Origin of the sequence: Bradyrhizobium sp. STM 3557, from assembly GCF_045571465.1 — a bacterium.
GTDB lineage: Bacteria > Pseudomonadota > Alphaproteobacteria > Rhizobiales > Xanthobacteraceae > Bradyrhizobium.
In genome coordinates, this window is sequence record NZ_CP120697.1 from 472,300 (window position 1) to 489,146 (window position 16,847).

Consider the following 16,847-nt stretch of genomic DNA (forward strand, 5'->3'; position numbering starts at 1 on the left):
CCCTGTCTCGAACCGGCCACCCGACAGGAGCATTCCATGTCCCGCTACAACGTACTGCGACCCGGCAAATTTGCGATCTTTCTCGTTCTGATGCTCCTGTGGGCGTCTGCGGCGCCGATCGATGCCAGGATCGAAGGCGATGACGGCATCGTCCGTGTCAAGAGCGCCGTTCCAATGTCGGAGGCGATCATCCGCATCAAGGCGGACCTTGCAGCCAAAGGCATCAAATTCTTCGACGAGATCGATCAATCGAAGCTTGCTGGGGATGCCGGCATCAAGCTGCGCCCCTCAACCCTGCTCATCTTCGGAAATCCGCCGCTCGGCACGCAATTCATCACGTCCAATCCCAATGCAGGGCTGGATTGGCCGGTGCGCCTGCTGCTTACGCAGGACGACAATGGTGACGTCTGGGCTGTGTGGACAGATTTCGGCTGGATCGCGCGGCGTCACAACATCCGGGATCGCGACGCCCAGTTCAACATGGCCACGATGGTCGTCAGATCGATCACCTCTACCATTACCAGCAAATAATCGTCTGGCAATTCTCAGCCGCCGGCGAAGGGAGAGGCCGATGAACACTGAAAAATATGACGTCGTGATCATCGGCGGCGGCAACGCCGGCATCGGCGTGACCGGACCGGTCCGGCGCGCTGGATTATCGGTCGCGATGGTCGAAGCGCGCGATCTCGGCGGCACGTGTCTCAACCGCGGCTGCACGGCAAAGAAGGTGCTGGTTGATGCCGGACAAGCGCCAGCGCGTTGAGGGACCACGTCTACGCCTATCCGACGTTCGCATCCGACATCAAGCACATGCTCGGCCACGCCTGAGCTGCATAGCACGCCGCTATCGAGTCAACAGCCAATCGGCATTTATCGAAGCAAAAGCTTTGCGCGATGCTGATGACATAGCCGGCCAACTTTCGGAGCCGCACACAAAGGAAGGAGATCCGACATGTTCAAAGTTACCGCCTCGCGCAAGGTCCTGCAAAGCTTTGGCCTCGCCACGGCCATTTCGCTCGCGACAGCATCCGCGGCATTCGCCGGCGAATGTCCTGCCGACAAGATGAAATCCAACGCCCGCCCGATGGTGGACTACAAGCCGGTCGGCGTTACCGACGTGACGCTTGGCTCCATCGACCTCGGCAAGCAGCCCGCGCATATCGCGGGCCGCGAGCTCCGCTTCCGCAAATTGACCATCGAGCCCGGTGGCATCGTGCCCTGGCACAGCCATGACGATCGGCCGGCGCTGATCTTTGTCCAGCAGGGCGAGATTGTGGAATACGCCAGCAACTGTCTCGATCCGATCGTGCACAAGGCTGGCGACCTGCGCCCGGAGGTCTACGGCACCTCGCATTGGTGGAAGAATCTCGGCACAGAGACCGTCATTCTCTACGTCGGCGACGTTCGCAAGGATCCGACCGACCACAACATGTAACGAGCGCTCCAGCCCCACGCCTCGTTACCGGATGTGACGACCCGGGATCCCGTGTGGCCCCGCACGCCCGGGCGTCACATCCTTTTCGATCACAGGAGCTGCCGCGATGACCGATATGCCGATGGAAGTCACCGTAACACCGGTGCAAGAGCACGGTCATTCGCCGGGCGTAGCGCTGCGATCTCTGGTGATCGGCCTCACCGCGTTTCTGACCGTCGTCGACCTGTTCGCAACCCAGGCCATCCTGCCAACTCTGACGCGGCATTACGGCGTGACGCCCGGTGCGATGGGCTTTGCAGTCAATGCGAGCACAATCGGCATGGCCGTCGCAGGGCTGGTGGTCGGATCCTTCAGCCCGCACCTCGACCGCAGGATCGGTATTTTGGCAAGCCTGCTTCTGCTCGCGATTCCGACGAGCTTGCTGGCTGTCGCGCCCAACCTTACTGTCTTCACCATTCTTCGCATCATGCAGGGCCTCTGCATGGCTTCAGCCTTTACGCTCACGCTGGCCCATCTGGGCGAGCAGTGCAGCGCGATGGACGCGGGCGGTGCTTTCGCAGCCTATATCACCGGGAATGTCGCAAGCAATCTCATTGGACGCCTCATCTCGGCGACTGTTTCCGACAATCTGGGCCTGGCGACGAACTTCTATTTCTTTGCCTTGCTTAATCTTGCTGGCGCCCTGCTGGTCTACTTCACCGTCAAGCGCGTCCAGCCGATGCATGTAGTCGGCCCTGCACAGTCGCCACTTTCGGCAATGAAGGAGCATTGGTGCAATCCGGCTCTGCGCGCCGCCTTCGGCCTTGGTTTTTTTATCCTGTTCGCGTTCATCGGCACGTTCACCTATGTCAACTTCGTCCTGGTGCGTGCCCCGCTGTCGCTCGGCATGATGGGGGTGGGTTTTGTCTATTTCGTATTCCTGCCCTCGATCGTCACGACGCTGCTGGCCGGCAGGGCGGTGGCGCTTTTCGGCATGCGACCATCCCTTTGGGGCGGTCTCGCGATCGCTGCGCTCGGCCTGCCTCTGATGCTCTCATCGCACCTTGCGGACGTGCTCGCCGGAATGGTGCTCGTCGGCGTCGGCACCTTCTTTGCACAAGCCTGCGCCACCGGTTTTGTCGGGCAAGCGGCACGAACAAACCGCGGAGTTGCCAGCGGCGCCTACCTCGCTTGCTATTTCTTCGGCGGTCTGGTCGGCAGCGCCGTGCTGGGCCAATTGTTCGACCATTTTGGATGGCTTGCCTGCGTTGCCGGGGTCGGCGTCGCTCTGGCTCTCGCGGCGGCCCTTGTTCTAAGGCTCCGCTTCGCCACCGATTAAACCGCCATCTCGTCTGCTCTTAGGCAATTATCACTGGGACAAGTTGCCGGACCGCCATTGCAGACTCACGAGCCGCGAGCCTGCGCAGGCTGTTCGCGGGTCGGGCGAGGGGCTGCTCAGTCGGCAGCCCTCTTGCGGCCGGAGACCATGGACGCCACCAGGTTTTCCCGATGCTCGAAGCTCGCGATCAGCACGCCGAGGACATGCGCCACGACGAGGCCGATCGTGAGATTGGCCAGGAATTCATGGACGTGCTCGATCAGCTTGGAGCCCCAGTAGGCGTCCGTGATCATCATGTAGCCTGTGGCGCATGTGCCGGCGAGCGCAGCGAGGAGCGCGATGATCATCACACCGCCCGCTGGGTTGTGCCCGATGTAGCGGGGTGCTCTGCGCAAGGCGACGTCGCGCAGATACGCAAGCACCTCGCGCGGCGGACGAACGAAGTTCGAAAAGCGTGCATGCCGTGGACCGACGAAGCCCCAGACGATACGGGCGGCGAGGAGACCGCCGATCGCATAGCCGGCGGCGATGTGCACCCGCTCGATCTCGTCGCCAGTGGCGTAGGCGATCACGAAACAGGCGACCAGCGACCAGTGGAAGATCCGGACGAAGGGATCCCAGACTTTGACCGTGGCCGGCGGCATCGCGCCCCCGGCTCCGATCGTGTTGCTCACGGTTCTCATTTGCGAACCATCACATCTGGCCGATGATCTGGCCGTTGGTCGGGTCCACGAACAATTCGACCCGGTTGCCGTTCTTGTCGAGCGTGTAGAGCTCTCCGCAGGCATTCTTGAGCTTGGCCTTCTGGACCTTGTAACCCTGAGCCTCAACCTTGGCCTGCAACTGCTGCATCGGGAGCCACTGAGCCTCCGGGGCCGACGTGCACGGCTTGCCGAGGCTGCCGGCCTGGGCGGTAGCCGTCCCGAGCGTGACGGCTGCGATGGTAAGGATTGCGATCTTGCGCATGGATATCTCCTGACGATGGCCGGCCGCACCATACGGCGGCAATGCGGGCAACCTGCCAGAGGCGGCCTGACCGCCGGCTGTTGAGCCAGATCAGCGATTTGTCAGGTGACATCTGGCATCCATACCCTCTGGATGAGTTGCTTCATGGACCTGTGCCGCCCCTGGATTTGTGCACTGATCGCTGCGCTTGCCCTTGTGACCGCGGGCGCGGCGCCTTCTTTCGCGCGCGATCATGATGACGCGCGGCGCGCCGTCGAGGCGGGCGAAATCCGTCCGCTGGTCGAAATTCTGAATGCGGCGAGAGGCAGGCTTCCCGGCGACATCGTCGGCGTGAAGCTCGAGCGGGAATCCGGCCGCTGGATGTACGAGCTGCGAGTTGTCGATGGCAAGGGGCGGCTGTTCGAGATCCACGTCAACGCCGGCAATGGCGACGTCGAACGGACCGAGGAGAAATGATGCGCGTGCTTGTTGTCGAGGACGACCCGCGGATCGCGTCCGACGTCTCGCGCGCGCTGGGAGCATCCGGTTACGTGGTCGAAACGGTTACGAACGGCGAGGACGCTTGGTTTCTCGGCGACACCGAGGACTACGGGGCCGTCATTCTCGATCTCGGATTGCCTGGCATGGATGGCCTCGCGGTCCTGAAGCGCTGGCGCGCCAACGGCCGCCACATGCCCGTTCTCGTCCTCACCGCACGGGGAAGCTGGGCCGAGCGGGTCGACGGGATCGACGCCGGCGCCGACGACTACCTGGCGAAACCGTTCCGGATGGAGGAGTTGCTGGCGCGGCTGCGCTCCATCGTGCGGCGCTCGGCGGGGCATGGGTCGTCGGTGATGACCGCGGGCGAGATCACCCTGGACGAGCGGCAGATGAAAGTGACCCGCCGCGGCGTGCCGATTGCGCTCTCGCCACTCGAGTACAGGCTGGTCGCTCATCTCCTCCGCAATCGGGGACGGGTCATTTCGCAGCAGGAGATCGACGAGAATGTCTACGGTCATGGCGAAGAGCACGATTCGAACACGCTCGAGGTGCTTGTCGGCCGCGTGCGGAAGAAGCTGGGTGCGGACGTGATCGAGACGCGACGCGGCTTCGGCTATCTGATTCCGGAGACGCTCGCGTGAACCGGCATTCGCTCAGGCTGCGGCTTGTGGCCGGCGGCGGCGTCGCGATCCTGATCGCGCTTGCGCTCGCCGGTGGCGCGCTCGTCGTCGTCTTCGAACGCCATGTCTCGCGCACCCTGGCTCAAGATCTCGACGTTCATCTGAAGCAGCTTCTCGCCAATATCGATCTCGACGCGCAAGGCAAGCTGGTGCTGACGCAGCCTCCCGTCGACCCGCGGTTCGCCGATCCGCTTTCCGGCTTCTATTGGCAGGTCGGCGATGATCATGGGCAGCTGCTTCGCTCGCGGTCGCTGTGGGATTCCGCCATGAAGCTTCCGGCGGATCGGTTGAGCCCTGGTGAAACGCACCAGCACGAGGCTGCGGGGCCGGGTGGTCAGCGCGTGCTGGTCGCCGAGCGCGCAGTCACACTTTCTGCGGACGGCAAGCCGGTCATCGTCCGCCTTGCGGTTGCCGAGGACCTGGCGAGGGTGTCGGCGGCAACCTCGGGCTTCGCCAAGGATCTCGCGACCGCGCTGGTCCTGCTCGGCTGCGTACTGGTCCTTGCGACCTGGCTCCAGGTCAGCGTCGGCTTGCGCCCGTTGATCGCGCTGCGCCGTGGGGTGGCCGATATCAGGGCCGGGGTGATCCAACATCTGCCGTCCTCGGTCCCGACGGAAGTCCATCCGCTCGTCGAGGAGGTCAATGCGCTCATCGACGCGCAGGAGAGCGAGATCGAACGGTCTCGCGGCCGCGCTGCCGATCTGGCTCATGGGCTGAAGACGCCGCTCGCAGCTCTCGCAGCCGATGCGGCGCGGCTCCGTGAGCGGGGCGAGCGCGACATCGCGCGCGACATCGAGGCCATCGGTGACGCCGTGGGACGCCATGTCGACCGCGAGCTCGCCCGGGCGAGGGTTCGTGGGCGCGCCAGAGTGAACGCTTCAACATCCACGGCAGTGCAGCCGCTCGTGCGGTCGATCACCGCGACTCTCTCGCGCACGCCTGATGTGGCGCGCGTGAAGTTTGAGAACCTTGTCGCGGACGATATCCGTGTCCCGCTCGACAGGACCGACCTCGCGGAGGTTCTTGGCAACCTGATCGAGAACGCGGCCCGCCACTGCGCAGGATGTGTCCGCGTCACGGCCGATGGAAGCCGGCCAGCCATTGTCGTCGAAGACGACGGTGAAGGCATCGAACCGATCCACCGGGCGCGCGTGCTCGAGCGCGGTGCGCGGCTGGACGAGCGAGGTGGCGCGGCGGGCCTGGGCCTTGCCATCGTGCAGGACGTCCTCGATGCGTATGGGTGGAAACTGGAACTGTCCAGGTCAGAGCTCGGTGGCCTGAAAGCGGCAATCAGTCCGAGATCTCCGGCATCGGGGCGCGAGCGCCAACTCGCCGGCCAGCATGAGTCCGGCCGGGCCGCCTCCGACGACAATCACCGCATGCCCGCTCATCGGCGCATTTCGCATTCGGTCGCTCCAGCATGTCGATCATTTGCGAGCGTTCTACGCCGATACCGCCGTCTTGAAGCAAGGCCCTTGCGAACCACATATCGGGAGTGGCGGGAGGGCCCATTTCCGTTTGCCTGGAAGGTCAGTCTCTATTTCCAGGGTTACTGGCCGGTTCATGTGCCCAGTTACACAGTAAGGGATTGCTGGTGACCTCCAGTCGGGTGAATGACGGCGATGGCCGTGTCTTTCCGATCGACCCCGAAGCCATCGCATAGACATAATTTTCATTTTTATTGTTTTTGTTTCTTAGTCTGCCGCCCGTTCTCGATCGCGCAGAAGTCCTGATCAAATCAGGCATATCCCGAATCGCTTGCATCGCATCGGTCACGCATGCTTGATTGGGATCAAGACCTGCACGCGGCGCCAGACTATGCTACTGGGGTCGCGCTATGGCCCGAAAGGTTAAGTCAATCACGATGCGGGTCGTCCGTGCCATCCTCGCAATTGCGATCGCCCTCTCGCTGGCGATGCTGCCGGTCGGCGCATCGGCGGCCGGCGTTGCGGTGTCGACGGACGGCATGCAGATGCATATGGCTGGTGACCAGATGCACCACCACCAGATGCAGCACCATCAGATGCACATGGGCGGCCAAGCCGAGATGTCGATGGACGATTGCTGTCCGGATGACATGAAGGGAACGGCGTCGCAGACCAGCGCCGACAAGTGCGGAATGGGCTTCTGCTGCATCGGTGGGGCCCTCGCGCTTGGCGATGTCAGGCCCGTCGCCTTCGCGTTTATTGCCGTTGCGGCGAGCAAGATCGCCATTCCCGCGGATCAGGTCGCCTCGTTCCAAAGCGGCAGTCCGCCCTTCCGACCTCCTCGAATCTGATCTCGAAAAGTCCAACGCGCGCAGCACGGCTCCGCGCGACGACGGCTGACGTGCGCGCCGATGGCGCCACGACTCGAGATCACTTCATGAGGACAGGACAATGCTTTCCAAATTCAGCACCGCGGCTCTCGCCGCCACCCTTTCGTTTGCCGCGTCGGCTGCCATGGCGGGTGCCGGCGACTACACGTTCGAGCCGGTCAATCCGGAGATGAAGAAGGGTGACGACGTCACGCTCGCTGTTCGCCTGACCAACAAGCAGACCGGCAAGCCGGTGTCGGACGCGGTCATCTTCAAGACCCGCGTCGACATGGCGCCAGACGGGATGGCGGAGATGGAGTCGCCGGTCGCGCCGCTGCCCTCCAAGGAGCCGGGCGTCTACGCCTTCAAGACGGACCTGCCGATGGCCGGCCGCTATCAAGTGACGCTGTCGGCGAAGGTGCAGGGCGAGCCCGAGACCGTCACCGGCAAGGTGATCGTCAAAGCCGGCAAGTAAGCGTTCGGGCGCCGCCGGACGGCGCCCGATTTCCTTGGCCCATTGAGATGGACGCGCGCCGGTCGGCGCATGCGGATACACGCCATGAGAACCCTTCGTGTCTTGACGACTCTTTCGCTATGCGGCGGACTGGCCCTTGGCGCCTACTGGTCCGCGAAGGCTGGGCACTGGCCTGCCCACGCCGCCGTAGCGGCGACCGCCGCAGCCGCAGACCGGACTCCGCTCTACTACCGCGATCCGAGCGGCGCGCCGCTATGGTCGGCAGGTCCGAAGAAGGACGAGCGCGGGCGGGACTACTTGCCTGTCTATGACGACGATCACGCCACGCCCGAGCCGGCGAAGCCGCAGCAACAGGCGGAGTCCGCGCGCAAGATCCTCTACTACCGCAATCCGATGGGGCTGCCGGACACCTCGCCGGTGCCGAAGAGGGATTCGATGGGGATGAACTACATCCCCGTCTACGAAGGCGACGATACGGACGACGGAACAGTGAAGCTGTCGCCGGGGAAGATCCAGCGCACGGGCGTGACATCGGAGCCTGCCATGCGGCGCGCGATCCGCGTCTCGGTCAAGGCGCCCGGCACGATCCAGTTGGATGAGCGCCGCGTGTCCGTGATCGCCATGCGCGCCGAAAGCTTCGTTCAGAAGGTCGCCGACGTGACCACCGGCACGCGCGTCAAGGCGGGCCAGCCGCTGATGGAGATCTACAGCTCGGCGGTCGCCTCCGCAGCCGCGGAATACCTGGCGACACTGACCTCCAGGACGGTCGGCGGCGTCGAGCTCTACGGGCGCGGCTCGCGACAACGACTGGTCAATCTCGACGTTCCCGAGCGTGTCATCGCAGACATGGAGCGAACGCGGACCGCGCCGGTCACCATCAGTTGGTCGGCGCCGCGCGAAGGCATCGTGCTCGAGCGCAACGCGATCGAAGGCATGCGGGCCAATCCGGGCGACGTGCTGTTCCGGATCGCGGACATTTCGGCGGTCTGGGCCCTGGTCGATGTGGCCGAACGTGATCTCGGCAGCATCGCCGTGGGCCAGCCGGTGACGGTGCGTGCGCGTAGTTTCGCGGGACGAACCTTCACCGGCAAGATTGCCGTCGTCTATCCGCAGGTGAACCGCGACACGCGAACCGTTCGCGTCCGGATTGAGCTCGCCAATCCCGACGCGGTGCTGCTGCCGGACATGTATGTCGATGCCGATATCGACACGGCGGCCTCGACACCCGTCCTGGCCGTGCCCGATGGCTCCGTACTCGACACCGGTGGTCGGCAGGCCGTGCTGGTCGACAAGGGGGAAGGGCGCTTCGAGCCGCGGGAGGTGAAGCTCGGCGGGCGGGGCGCCGGCTATATCGAGGTGCGGGACGGCCTTGCCGAGGGCGAGGCAGTCGTCACCTCAGCCAACTTCCTGATCGATGCGGAAAGCAATTTGAAGGCGGCGCTCAAGGGATTCGCCGAGGCTGTCCCGCAGGAGGCTGCGCAGCAAGCGTCCGACGACAGCCACGCGATGGGAGAGCGCAAATGATCGCCCGCATCATCGCCTGGTCCGCCCGCAATCTGCTGCTGGTGCTGTTCGGCACCGGCTTTGCGGCGGCCGCCGGCCTCTACGCGCTGGTCCACCTGCCGCTGGATGCGATCCCGGACCTCTCGGACACCCAGGTCATCGTCTATACGGACTATCCCGGCCAGGCCCCGCAGGTGATCGAAGACCAGGTCACCTATCCGCTGACGACAGCCATGCTGACGGTGCCGAAGTCCAAGGTGGTGCGCGGCTTCTCGTTCTTCGGCGTCTCCTTCGTCTACGTGATCTTCGAGGACGGGACCGATATTTACTGGGCGCGCTCGCGCGTCCTGGAATTTCTCAATGGCGCAGCGTCGCGGCTTCCGGCCGGCGTGACCCCGACGATCGGGCCGGACGCCACCGGCGTCGGTTGGGTCTACCAATACGCCGTGATGTCAAAGGAGCTGAACCTTGCAGATACGCGCACGATCCAGGACTGGAATCTGAAATTCGCGCTGGCCAAGGCCGAAGGTGTCGCGGAGATCGCCAGCATCGGCGGCTTCGTCAAGCAGTACAATGTCGTGCTCGATCCGCAGCGGATGCGCGACCGCGGCATCAGCATGCAGAGGATCAGGGACGCGATCCGCGCCAGCAACGCCGATGTCGGCGGGCGAACCGTCGAACTCTCGGAATTCGAATACGTCATCCGCGGCAAAGGCTACATCAAGAGCATCAACGATCTTGGCAATATCGTGCTGAAGACCTCCGGCGGCACGCCGGTGCTGCTGCGCGACGTCGCACGGGTGGAGCTTGGTCCCGACGAGCGGCGCGGCATCGCCGAACTGAACGGCGAGGGCGAGGTCGCAAGCGGCATCGTGCTGCAGCGCTTCGGCGTCAATGCCCTCGACGTGATCGAGAACGTCAAGAAGCGCTTCAGGGAGATCGCGAGCAGCCTGCCGAAATCGGTCGAGATCGTTCCGGTCTACGACCGCTCGAACCTGATCTATGCAGCGATCGATACGCTGAGGCACACGCTGGTCGAGGAGAGCATCGTGGTTGCGCTCGTCTGCGTCGTGTTCCTGCTGCATGTCCGCAGCGCGCTGGTGGCGATCCTGATGTTACCTGTCGGCGTGCTGATGGCGTTCGGCGCCATGAAGCTGCTTGGCCTCGGCTCGAACATCATGAGCCTTGGCGGCATCGCGATCGCGATCGGCGCGATGGTGGATGCGGCGATCGTGATGATCGAGAACGCGCACAAGCATCTGGAGCGCGCGAAACCTGATCAGTCGCGCGTGCAGATCCTGATCGATGCGGCGTCCGAAGTCGGCCCGGCGCTGTTCTTCAGCCTGCTGATCATCACCGTGTCGTTCATGCCGATCTTCACTCTGGAATCGCAGGAAGGACGGCTATTCAGCCCGCTGGCCTTCACCAAGACGTTCTCGATGGCGGCTGCGGCGCTGCTGTCGGTCACATTGGTGCCGGCGCTGATGGTGATCTTCGTCCGCGGCAGGATCGTCCCGGAGAGCCGGAACGTCATCAATCGCTTCCTGATCTGGATCTACCGTCCAGTGATCAAGGGCGTGCTCCGCGCCAAGACGCTGGTGATCCTGGCCTCGCTCGTCGTGCTCGCCGTGACGGTCTGGCCGGCGCGGCAGCTCGGCACCGAGTTCATGCCGAACCTGAACGAGGGGACACTGCTCTACATGCCGACGACGCTGCCCGGAATCTCCGTCACCAAGGCGGCCGAGCTGATGCAGATGCAGGACCGCATCATCAAGTCCTTCCCGGAAGTCGCGTCCGTGTACGGTAAGGCGGGGCGGGCGGCGACGGCGACCGACCCGGCGCCGACGGAGATGTTCGAGACGGTCGTCAATTTGAAACCGAAGGAGCAGTGGCGGCCCGGCGTGACCATCGACAGCCTCATCGCGGAGATGGACAAGGCGTTGCAATTCCCCGGTGTGTCCAACGCCTGGACCATGCCGATCAAGGCGCGCATCGACATGCTCTCCACCGGCATTCGCACGCCTGTCGGCGTCAAGGTGATGGGCACCGACCTCAGCGAGATCGATCGGCTCGCCAGGCAGATCGAGCGCGTCATCAAATCAGTGCCGGGCACCTCCTCGGCCTATGCCGAGCGCGGCATCGGCGGCTACTATCTCGAGATCACGCCCGATCGCGACGCGCTCGCCCGCTACGGCATCCTGATCCAGGACGTGCAGGACACCATCGCGGCCGCCCTCGGCGGCCAGACGGTCACCACGACCGTGGAAGGCCGGCAGCGCTTCACGGTCAACATGCGCTATCCGCGCGATCTCCGCGACAACCCGAAAGCCATCGCGAGCGACGTTCTGGTGCCGATGCCGGCGGGCGGCGCCGTGCCGCTCGGTGAGGTGGCCAAGGTTGAGCCGGCGCGGGGACCGACCTCCATCCGCACCGAGAGCGGCCAGCTTGCGACCTACATCTATGTCGACATCCGCGATCGCGACATCGGAAGCTACGTCGCTGATGCGCAAGCGGCGGTCAGCGAGAGCGTGCAGTTTCCGCCCGGCACCTACGTGGTCTGGAGCGGGCAGTATGAATATCTGCAGCGCGCCGCCGCCCGCCTCAAGATCGTGGTGCCCGTGACGCTCACGATCATCTTCCTGCTGCTGTATCTGAACTTCAGGGCGATGACAGAGACCCTGATCGTGATGCTGTCGCTGCCGTTCGCGCTGGTCGGCGGCATCTGGATGATGTGGTGGCTCGGCTTCAACCTGTCCGTCGCGGTTGCCGTCGGGTTCATCGCGCTCGCCGGCGTCGCCGCCGAGACCGGCGTCGTGATGCTGATCTATCTCGATCACGCGCTCGCGGAGATGAGTGCCAGACGACGGGCGGCCGGCAGGCCTCTGACCCGCAAGGATCTCCACGATGCCATCATGGAAGGCGCGGTCGAGCGCGTCCGTCCGAAGATGATGACCGTGGTTGCGATCATGGCGGGCCTGCTGCCGATCATGTGGAGCACCGGCACCGGCTCGGAGATCATGCAGCGCATCGCGGTGCCGATGATCGGCGGAATGATCTCGTCGACCCTGCTGACGCTGATCGTCATTCCTGCCATCTTCGGGCTCGTGAAGGGACATGGGCTTTCGCGCAATGGCGAGTCAGCCGGCGAACGATCGACCGGCAGCCCGCAAGACGTGCCCAAGGCGGCTTGACCGGACATTTTCCGAGGGCAGCACCAAGGAGAACTGATGAACCGGTTAGCGGCCGTGGTGAAGCGGAGGGAAGACCCGGGGAGCGCACGCTGCGATGCCCGCGGGGCGCTGCTAACGCCTGGCTTAGGCTGAAGGTCGTGATTAACGGTCGGTTGCCGGCCGTCGCCCGGCCTTAGGCGGCTCGAGCGTTACCTCCTTCAAGCGGTCACGACTGGCAACGACGACTACAAAGCTGAGCTTGCCGTCGTGCTTCATCAGCCCACCGGCGAGCGCGGCGCCCACCGCGGCCTTTTCGGCGATCCGTACCGCCTCTGCCAGGTCCTGCTTGATCCACTTCAGAGCGACGATGTTGGCAAGATCCTCTCGATCGAGCTCCGTCAGCGACGACGCAATTTCAGCCTGTGATGTGCCGCCGGTGTTCGCATCTATGATATTCTCGAACACCCGTTCGTTCCGGACCGTACGCACGCGATAGACCGGCGGACCCGATCGCTCGAAGCTGATGTCCACGGTCCTCGAGCCTTCATGCAGACGCTCCGCGATCGCCATAGCCTCGGCGAGCGGCACCCGTGTGCTCCAGAATTCCTCGATCACGCGGCGAATCGCAGTTTGATCGACCTCCTGCGGCGCAGCTGTGCGCTCGGGTTCTGCGCCGCTGAATGTCTGTGCGGTGTCGGCCATGGCCGCCGTGCCGGCGAGCGAGACGATGATGGCAAACAAGCGCTTCTTGATCATCGGGAGATCCCATGGTTTTCGTCCAAACACGTCGCTTGTCGTCTGCATCCGGACGACGGCGTATCGGCATCTGCTCGCTGCATCATTCCGAACATGGATTTCCGTGGGCGTGGGCTAGGCGGCAAACGGGCTCGATCACGCGCACGCAGCCCGTGGTCACGCGAAGCGCCGCCGCCTGTCGGCTTGCGGCAGGGCTGCGAGCCTGCGGCCGGCGAGCGCGTGCATCCAGGAAAGCACCGAGATCGTGACACCGAGCAGCACGCTGACGCCAACGAGGGATAAGGCGACGATCAGATTGAGCGACGCGATAGCGATCCCACCCAGGGGATTTTCCCGGGTGAGAACAAAGAGGAGGCTTGACATCTTTTGACTCTTAAATAAAATAAACAGTGTATTTCACATACAGCGGAATTGGCGGGGTGTGTCAAGGGTAGAGACTCACAACTGCGTGTTCGTGCTGGTCGGGCGGACGAGCTGTCGTGGCGTAGGGACCTCGACAGGTCCGCGCAACGACGGTGTCTGCCGCCCGCATGTCGGTGTCGGAGCACGCGGCTGTCGTAGGCAATCAAACAAGGCCGATGAGCGACGTCCGGTCGGCGCTAGCTCCATCTTCGCAAGACTTCATGCGTCTCATTGGCCGCAGAAAAGGATGATCGCATGAGCATCATGTATGTTCCCGCGCTGGCCGCATTCGGAGGCTCGGCCTTCGGCGCGCTCTCCACCATCGTAAGCGGATGGGTGAGCCGCCGGCGCCGCGCCCGTGCGCGTCATCATGCGCACGCCTTCTCCAAGCGTGAAAAGCTGTATCGAGGCTTCATCGAGGAGGCGTCCCGGCTCTACGCAGACGCGCTGATCAGCGACAAGTCCGAGATCCCGGCATTGGTAAATCTGTATGCGCTCATCGGACGCATGCGGATCCTGTCCAGCGACGAGGTGGTCCACGCCGCAGAGCGGGCCGGCCGGCTGATCATCGAAACCTACATTGCACCGAGCAGGTCGTTTGTCGATCTGCCTGATTTTCTGGCCGAAATCGATCCGCTCCGGGACTTCGGAGAAGCCTGTCGCCTCGAGTTGCAGAACCTTGCTTCATCGTGAGGCTGGCATGAGCAAGGCGTCGCCAAGTTGCAGAACCGGATCCTCATCCGTCCACAAACGGATCGTGCAAGTGGCAATTCGGCTGTACCGCGAGATCGGCCATCGCAAGACCACCGTAGCCGATATCGCTCGCGGGGCGTCGATGTCGGCGGCGAATATCTATCGGTTCTATCCTTCCCGCCGAGCGGTCGAAGAAGCCGCCGTTGCGGAGCTGCTCGAGGAAGTGTCAACGGCAGCGGAACGCGGCGCGCGCTGTGGCAAATCCGGCCTGGAGCGTCTCCACGCAACTTTCATAGCGATCTCTCGGTCGCACGAAGACCGGCTGACGAACGATGCCCGCTTGCATGACCTCGTGGTTGCGTCCTCACGGGCAAATTGGCCGGTTGTCCGGTCCCACCCCGATCGGCTTCGCGCTCTGGTATGGTCGATCATCCTCCGCGCTCAGGGGAGTGGCGAATTTCGGCCGGGCAATCCGATGATGCTCGCCTGCTGCCTGCTCGATGCTATGAATGCTTACGTCAATCCGTCGCGCATCGAGGCGCTGGCTCTCGGGCCGACCTTCGATGAGATGATGAGCTTCTGCGCAGGAGCCCTCGGCAGCGAGGCACGCTGCACCGCTTCCATGCAGATGACCGGTGCTCGGCTAGAGTTGCAGCACAATTCGACCGGTCGCAGCTAGTACGGGGGACCTGACATTCGGCATCGTCGGCAGATCCAGGCGGATGTCAGCTCCAATTCACTCCGTTCCGCTTCTCGGCTCACGGCGTCCAGCCTGCCTCGCAGGCGGCAAGGAAAAAACCGACCCGTTCGCGCACGAAGCTGGGTAACTCCTTTTTCAGTTCTTTGGGCATTTCACCCAGCAGGGACCGAAACAGCATCGGCAGCAGGATCAGATCGAGGAAGATCTGAGCGGTGGCCAGACTTCGCTTGCCGCCGAAGGCACCTTTCGGCGAGCGTGCGAGCTTCTGCGTGGTTTCATTCAGAAGTCGTGAAATGGCGTTGACGGAGCGATCGCGCGCGGCATCGTGGACGGTGCGGCTCAACTCGGGAAATCGCTGCGCCTCCGCGATCGTGGCGCGTACCATTCCCAAGGAATCTTCGATCACCCTCTCGACAATCGCGGTGCCAAGACTCGCGAGCTTGTCATGCAGGGTGCGACCCTCAGGTTCGAAGCCTTCGAAATCCGTGAGCCCGGTGACGGCGCGCGCCACCACAGCGGCGAACAACGCCTCCTTGCCGGGAAAATGGGCATAGATCGTTGGCTTGCTCGCCGGCGCCGCCGCGGAAATGTCATCGATGCTGGCGCTTCGATAGCCCTTCTCCAGAAAGAGTAGCTGAGCTGCATCAAGGATGCGCGCCTGGACGTCGCCGGCAAGATCCTTCGATGGTCTGCCGCGTTTCGGCCCGCTCTTCTTCGTCATGTCTCGATCTCCCGATCACGAGTCCGTGCCCGTCCCACTCCCACTTGACATGTTCGTCCAACGAAGGCAATGAAAAGAAAATATACAGTATAGTTTATTTTCGCGCGCCGCTGCTTGGAGCTCTGCGGGAAAGCAGCACCCGCTCACACGGATGGACGCGCGATGAACCTCGGCTGTTCGCCTAATGTCAATTTTGTTCGATCCACGCTGAAGACCGGCGGCGCGCTTGCCGTTGCGCTCGCTGCCGCCGCGCTCGCCGGCTGCAATGACCACGCCGCTGCTCGCGCACCGCATCCCACGATCGTACGCACGATGCTTGTGTAGCCGCGGGACCGGCAGGCTTCCATCACCTTGACCGGCGAGGTCCAGGCGCGCTTCCGCGTGGATCTCTCTTTCCGCGTCGGCGGCCGCGTGCTGGCGCGCTACGCCGATGTCGGGTCCCGCGTCAGGGCCGGCGAGGTGCTGGCGATCCTCGATCCGGCCGAGCAGCAGGCTGACGTCGACGCCGCGACCGCGGCGGTGAGCTCTGCGGAAGCTCAGCTGCACGTCGCCAGCGCCACCTTCAATCGGCAAGCGGCCTTGATCACAAGCGGCTTCACTACGCGCACCGTGTTCGATCAGGCGCAGGAAGGCTTGCGCACTGCGGAAGGCGTGCTGGAGGAGGCTCGCGCGCAACTCGGCAGGTGCAAGGAGGCGCTTGGCCATACCACGCTGCGCGCCACAGCCGACGGCATTGTCACCGCGCGCAACCTCGAGGTCGGCCAAGTGGTGCCGGCCGCGCAACCGGTGTTTTCGCTGGCACAAGACGGAGAGCGGGATGCCGTGTTCGACGTCTACGAATCCGTCTTCCTCGGCCCCACCGATACTCGCAGCGTCGCTGACCGGCACGCTGGTCACTGTTGCCGGTTTCATCCCGATCGGTCTCAACAGCAGCAATGCCGGCGAGTTCACCTTCACCCTGTTCGTGATGATCTTCGGCGCTCGGTTTCACGGTTCGGGTGGATGAGGCCGCCCGTCTGGGGCAACGCAGGCCCGCGATCAAGCGAATGGACGGATGCGCTCGGGAACCGGCAGGGACTGATCGGAACCGGGGCCAGCGCGCCGAAGATCGCAGCCGGAGCGCATGACACCCGGCTCACACAGGATCATTTCCGAAAGCAGGTTCAAGATACGCGTGATCGCCGCGAAAAAATTGCAACCATGATCGGGTCGGCTGGTTGGGACGCAACAAGGAGCGGCATTGCAGCAGGAC

At 63.7% G+C, this 16,847-nt stretch carries 17 protein-coding genes and 2 pseudogenes; 14 read left to right on the top strand and 5 right to left on the bottom strand.

The annotated features are described in order from the left end of the window. The first annotated feature begins 36 nt into the window (after positions 1-36). The 4 genes from P6U24_RS02195 to P6U24_RS02210 all read left to right on the top strand — a co-directional run bounded on the left by P6U24_RS02195 (position 37) and on the right by P6U24_RS02210 (position 2,753). Positions 37-531, top strand: coding sequence for a DUF302 domain-containing protein (locus P6U24_RS02195; protein ID WP_407157583.1), 495 nt, complete (start codon positions 37-39; stop codon positions 529-531). A 40-nt stretch (positions 532-571) separates the two neighbouring features. Beyond that, positions 572-763, top strand: a complete 192-nt coding sequence (locus P6U24_RS02200; RefSeq protein ID WP_407157584.1) for an FAD-dependent oxidoreductase — start codon at positions 572-574, stop codon at positions 761-763. 189 nt (positions 764-952) lie between these two features. After that, a complete protein-coding gene (locus P6U24_RS02205; protein WP_407157585.1) occupies positions 953-1,435 on the top strand; it encodes a cupin domain-containing protein in 483 nt (160 codons plus the stop codon). A 106-nt stretch (positions 1,436-1,541) separates the two neighbouring features. Beyond that, positions 1,542-2,753 carry an MFS transporter gene (locus tag P6U24_RS02210; protein WP_407157586.1) on the top strand — a complete coding sequence of 404 codons (1,212 nt, stop codon included), beginning with the start codon at positions 1,542-1,544 and terminating at the stop codon, positions 2,751-2,753. A 116-nt stretch (positions 2,754-2,869) separates the two neighbouring features. On the opposite strand, the gene P6U24_RS02215 is transcribed toward P6U24_RS02210, so the two are convergent. Next, complete coding sequence (locus P6U24_RS02215; protein WP_407157587.1) at positions 2,870-3,436, bottom strand: cytochrome b/b6 domain-containing protein; 567 nt, start codon at positions 3,434-3,436, stop codon at positions 2,870-2,872. 10 nt (positions 3,437-3,446) lie between these two features. Next, positions 3,447-3,719 carry a PepSY domain-containing protein gene (locus P6U24_RS02220; protein ID WP_407157588.1) on the bottom strand — a complete coding sequence of 91 codons (273 nt, stop codon included), beginning with the start codon at positions 3,717-3,719 and terminating at the stop codon, positions 3,447-3,449. Between the two features lie 144 nt (positions 3,720-3,863). Here P6U24_RS02220 and P6U24_RS02225 point away from each other — a divergent pair, with 144 nt between their 5' ends. From P6U24_RS02225 to P6U24_RS02255, 7 genes and pseudogenes are all read left to right on the top strand, one after another. Next, positions 3,864-4,175 (top strand): PepSY domain-containing protein, encoded by a 312-nt coding sequence (locus tag P6U24_RS02225; protein ID WP_407157589.1) that lies wholly within the window; start codon positions 3,864-3,866, stop codon positions 4,173-4,175. Continuing rightward, positions 4,175-4,840, top strand: coding sequence for a response regulator transcription factor (locus P6U24_RS02230; protein WP_407160740.1), 666 nt, complete (start codon positions 4,175-4,177; stop codon positions 4,838-4,840). Before P6U24_RS02225 ends, P6U24_RS02230 begins: the two co-directional genes overlap by 1 nt. Beyond that, a pseudogene (locus P6U24_RS02235) lies at positions 4,837-6,195 on the top strand (sensor histidine kinase); the annotation flags it as partial. The gene P6U24_RS02230 and the pseudogene P6U24_RS02235, both read left to right, overlap by 4 nt. Positions 6,196-6,743: 548 nt before the next feature. After that, positions 6,744-7,157, top strand: coding sequence for a hypothetical protein (locus P6U24_RS02240; RefSeq protein ID WP_407160741.1), 414 nt, complete (start codon positions 6,744-6,746; stop codon positions 7,155-7,157). 100 nt (positions 7,158-7,257) lie between these two features. Further along, positions 7,258-7,650: a FixH family protein gene (locus P6U24_RS02245; RefSeq protein ID WP_407157590.1), complete on the top strand. Its 393-nt coding sequence runs from the start codon at positions 7,258-7,260 to the stop codon at positions 7,648-7,650. Positions 7,651-7,734: 84 nt separating this feature from the next. Next, positions 7,735-9,174 carry an efflux RND transporter periplasmic adaptor subunit gene (locus P6U24_RS02250; protein WP_407157591.1) on the top strand — a complete coding sequence of 480 codons (1,440 nt, stop codon included), beginning with the start codon at positions 7,735-7,737 and terminating at the stop codon, positions 9,172-9,174. Continuing rightward, entirely contained in the window at positions 9,171-12,344 is a 3,174-nt protein-coding gene (locus P6U24_RS02255; RefSeq protein WP_407157592.1) for an efflux RND transporter permease subunit, read from the top strand. Before P6U24_RS02250 ends, P6U24_RS02255 begins: the two co-directional genes overlap by 4 nt. A 141-nt stretch (positions 12,345-12,485) precedes the next feature. On the opposite strand, the gene P6U24_RS02260 is transcribed toward P6U24_RS02255, so the two are convergent. Beyond that, entirely contained in the window at positions 12,486-13,079 is a 594-nt protein-coding gene (locus tag P6U24_RS02260; RefSeq protein WP_407157593.1) for a PepSY domain-containing protein, read from the bottom strand. Positions 13,080-13,235: 156 nt separating this feature from the next. Beyond that, on the bottom strand, positions 13,236-13,442 hold the full coding sequence (locus P6U24_RS02265) for a hypothetical protein (protein WP_407157594.1): 207 nt from the start codon (positions 13,440-13,442) through the stop codon (positions 13,236-13,238). Between the two features lie 294 nt (positions 13,443-13,736). On the opposite strand from P6U24_RS02265, the gene P6U24_RS02270 reads away from it, so the two are divergent. Both P6U24_RS02270 and P6U24_RS02275 read left to right on the top strand, forming a co-directional pair. After that, on the top strand, positions 13,737-14,174 hold the full coding sequence (locus P6U24_RS02270; protein ID WP_407157595.1) for a hypothetical protein: 438 nt from the start codon (positions 13,737-13,739) through the stop codon (positions 14,172-14,174). Positions 14,175-14,181: 7 nt separating this feature from the next. After that, the gene (locus P6U24_RS02275; protein WP_407157596.1) at positions 14,182-14,853 is read left to right on the top strand and encodes a TetR/AcrR family transcriptional regulator; all 672 of its coding nucleotides are present in this window, start codon (positions 14,182-14,184) and stop codon (positions 14,851-14,853) included. 79 nt (positions 14,854-14,932) lie between these two features. Here the strand turns inward: P6U24_RS02275 and P6U24_RS02280 are convergent, their stop codons facing one another. Beyond that, positions 14,933-15,595, bottom strand: coding sequence for a TetR/AcrR family transcriptional regulator (locus P6U24_RS02280; RefSeq protein WP_407157597.1), 663 nt, complete (start codon positions 15,593-15,595; stop codon positions 14,933-14,935). Between the two features lie 381 nt (positions 15,596-15,976). On the opposite strand from P6U24_RS02280, the pseudogene P6U24_RS02285 reads away from it, so the two are divergent. Beyond that, a pseudogene (locus P6U24_RS02285) lies at positions 15,977-16,381 on the top strand (efflux RND transporter periplasmic adaptor subunit); the annotation flags it as partial. Positions 16,382-16,847 lie beyond the last annotated feature (466 nt).

Excerpts from the sequence above, each read along its gene's own strand:
- P6U24_RS02275 (WP_407157596.1), top strand. The coding sequence starts at position 14,182 with ATGAGCAAGGCGTCGCCAAGTTGCAGAACCGGATCCTCATCCGTCCAC.
- P6U24_RS02195 (WP_407157583.1), top strand. The coding sequence starts at position 37 with ATGTCCCGCTACAACGTACTGCGACCCGGCAAATTTGCGATCTTTCTC.
- P6U24_RS02250 (WP_407157591.1), top strand. The coding sequence starts at position 7,735 with ATGAGAACCCTTCGTGTCTTGACGACTCTTTCGCTATGCGGCGGACTG.
- P6U24_RS02255 (WP_407157592.1), top strand. The coding sequence starts at position 9,171 with ATGATCGCCCGCATCATCGCCTGGTCCGCCCGCAATCTGCTGCTGGTG.
- P6U24_RS02260 (WP_407157593.1), bottom strand. The coding sequence starts at position 13,079 with ATGATCAAGAAGCGCTTGTTTGCCATCATCGTCTCGCTCGCCGGCACG.
- P6U24_RS02205 (WP_407157585.1), top strand. The coding sequence starts at position 953 with ATGTTCAAAGTTACCGCCTCGCGCAAGGTCCTGCAAAGCTTTGGCCTC.
- P6U24_RS02240 (WP_407160741.1), top strand. The coding sequence starts at position 6,744 with ATGCGGGTCGTCCGTGCCATCCTCGCAATTGCGATCGCCCTCTCGCTG.
- P6U24_RS02280 (WP_407157597.1), bottom strand. The coding sequence starts at position 15,595 with ATGACGAAGAAGAGCGGGCCGAAACGCGGCAGACCATCGAAGGATCTT.
- P6U24_RS02265 (WP_407157594.1), bottom strand. The coding sequence starts at position 13,442 with ATGTCAAGCCTCCTCTTTGTTCTCACCCGGGAAAATCCCCTGGGTGGG.
- P6U24_RS02225 (WP_407157589.1), top strand. The coding sequence starts at position 3,864 with ATGGACCTGTGCCGCCCCTGGATTTGTGCACTGATCGCTGCGCTTGCC.
- P6U24_RS02230 (WP_407160740.1), top strand. The coding sequence starts at position 4,175 with ATGCGCGTGCTTGTTGTCGAGGACGACCCGCGGATCGCGTCCGACGTC.
- P6U24_RS02210 (WP_407157586.1), top strand. The coding sequence starts at position 1,542 with ATGACCGATATGCCGATGGAAGTCACCGTAACACCGGTGCAAGAGCAC.
- P6U24_RS02215 (WP_407157587.1), bottom strand. The coding sequence starts at position 3,436 with ATGAGAACCGTGAGCAACACGATCGGAGCCGGGGGCGCGATGCCGCCG.
- P6U24_RS02270 (WP_407157595.1), top strand. The coding sequence starts at position 13,737 with ATGAGCATCATGTATGTTCCCGCGCTGGCCGCATTCGGAGGCTCGGCC.
- P6U24_RS02245 (WP_407157590.1), top strand. The coding sequence starts at position 7,258 with ATGCTTTCCAAATTCAGCACCGCGGCTCTCGCCGCCACCCTTTCGTTT.
- P6U24_RS02220 (WP_407157588.1), bottom strand. The coding sequence starts at position 3,719 with ATGCGCAAGATCGCAATCCTTACCATCGCAGCCGTCACGCTCGGGACG.
- P6U24_RS02200 (WP_407157584.1), top strand. The coding sequence starts at position 572 with ATGAACACTGAAAAATATGACGTCGTGATCATCGGCGGCGGCAACGCC.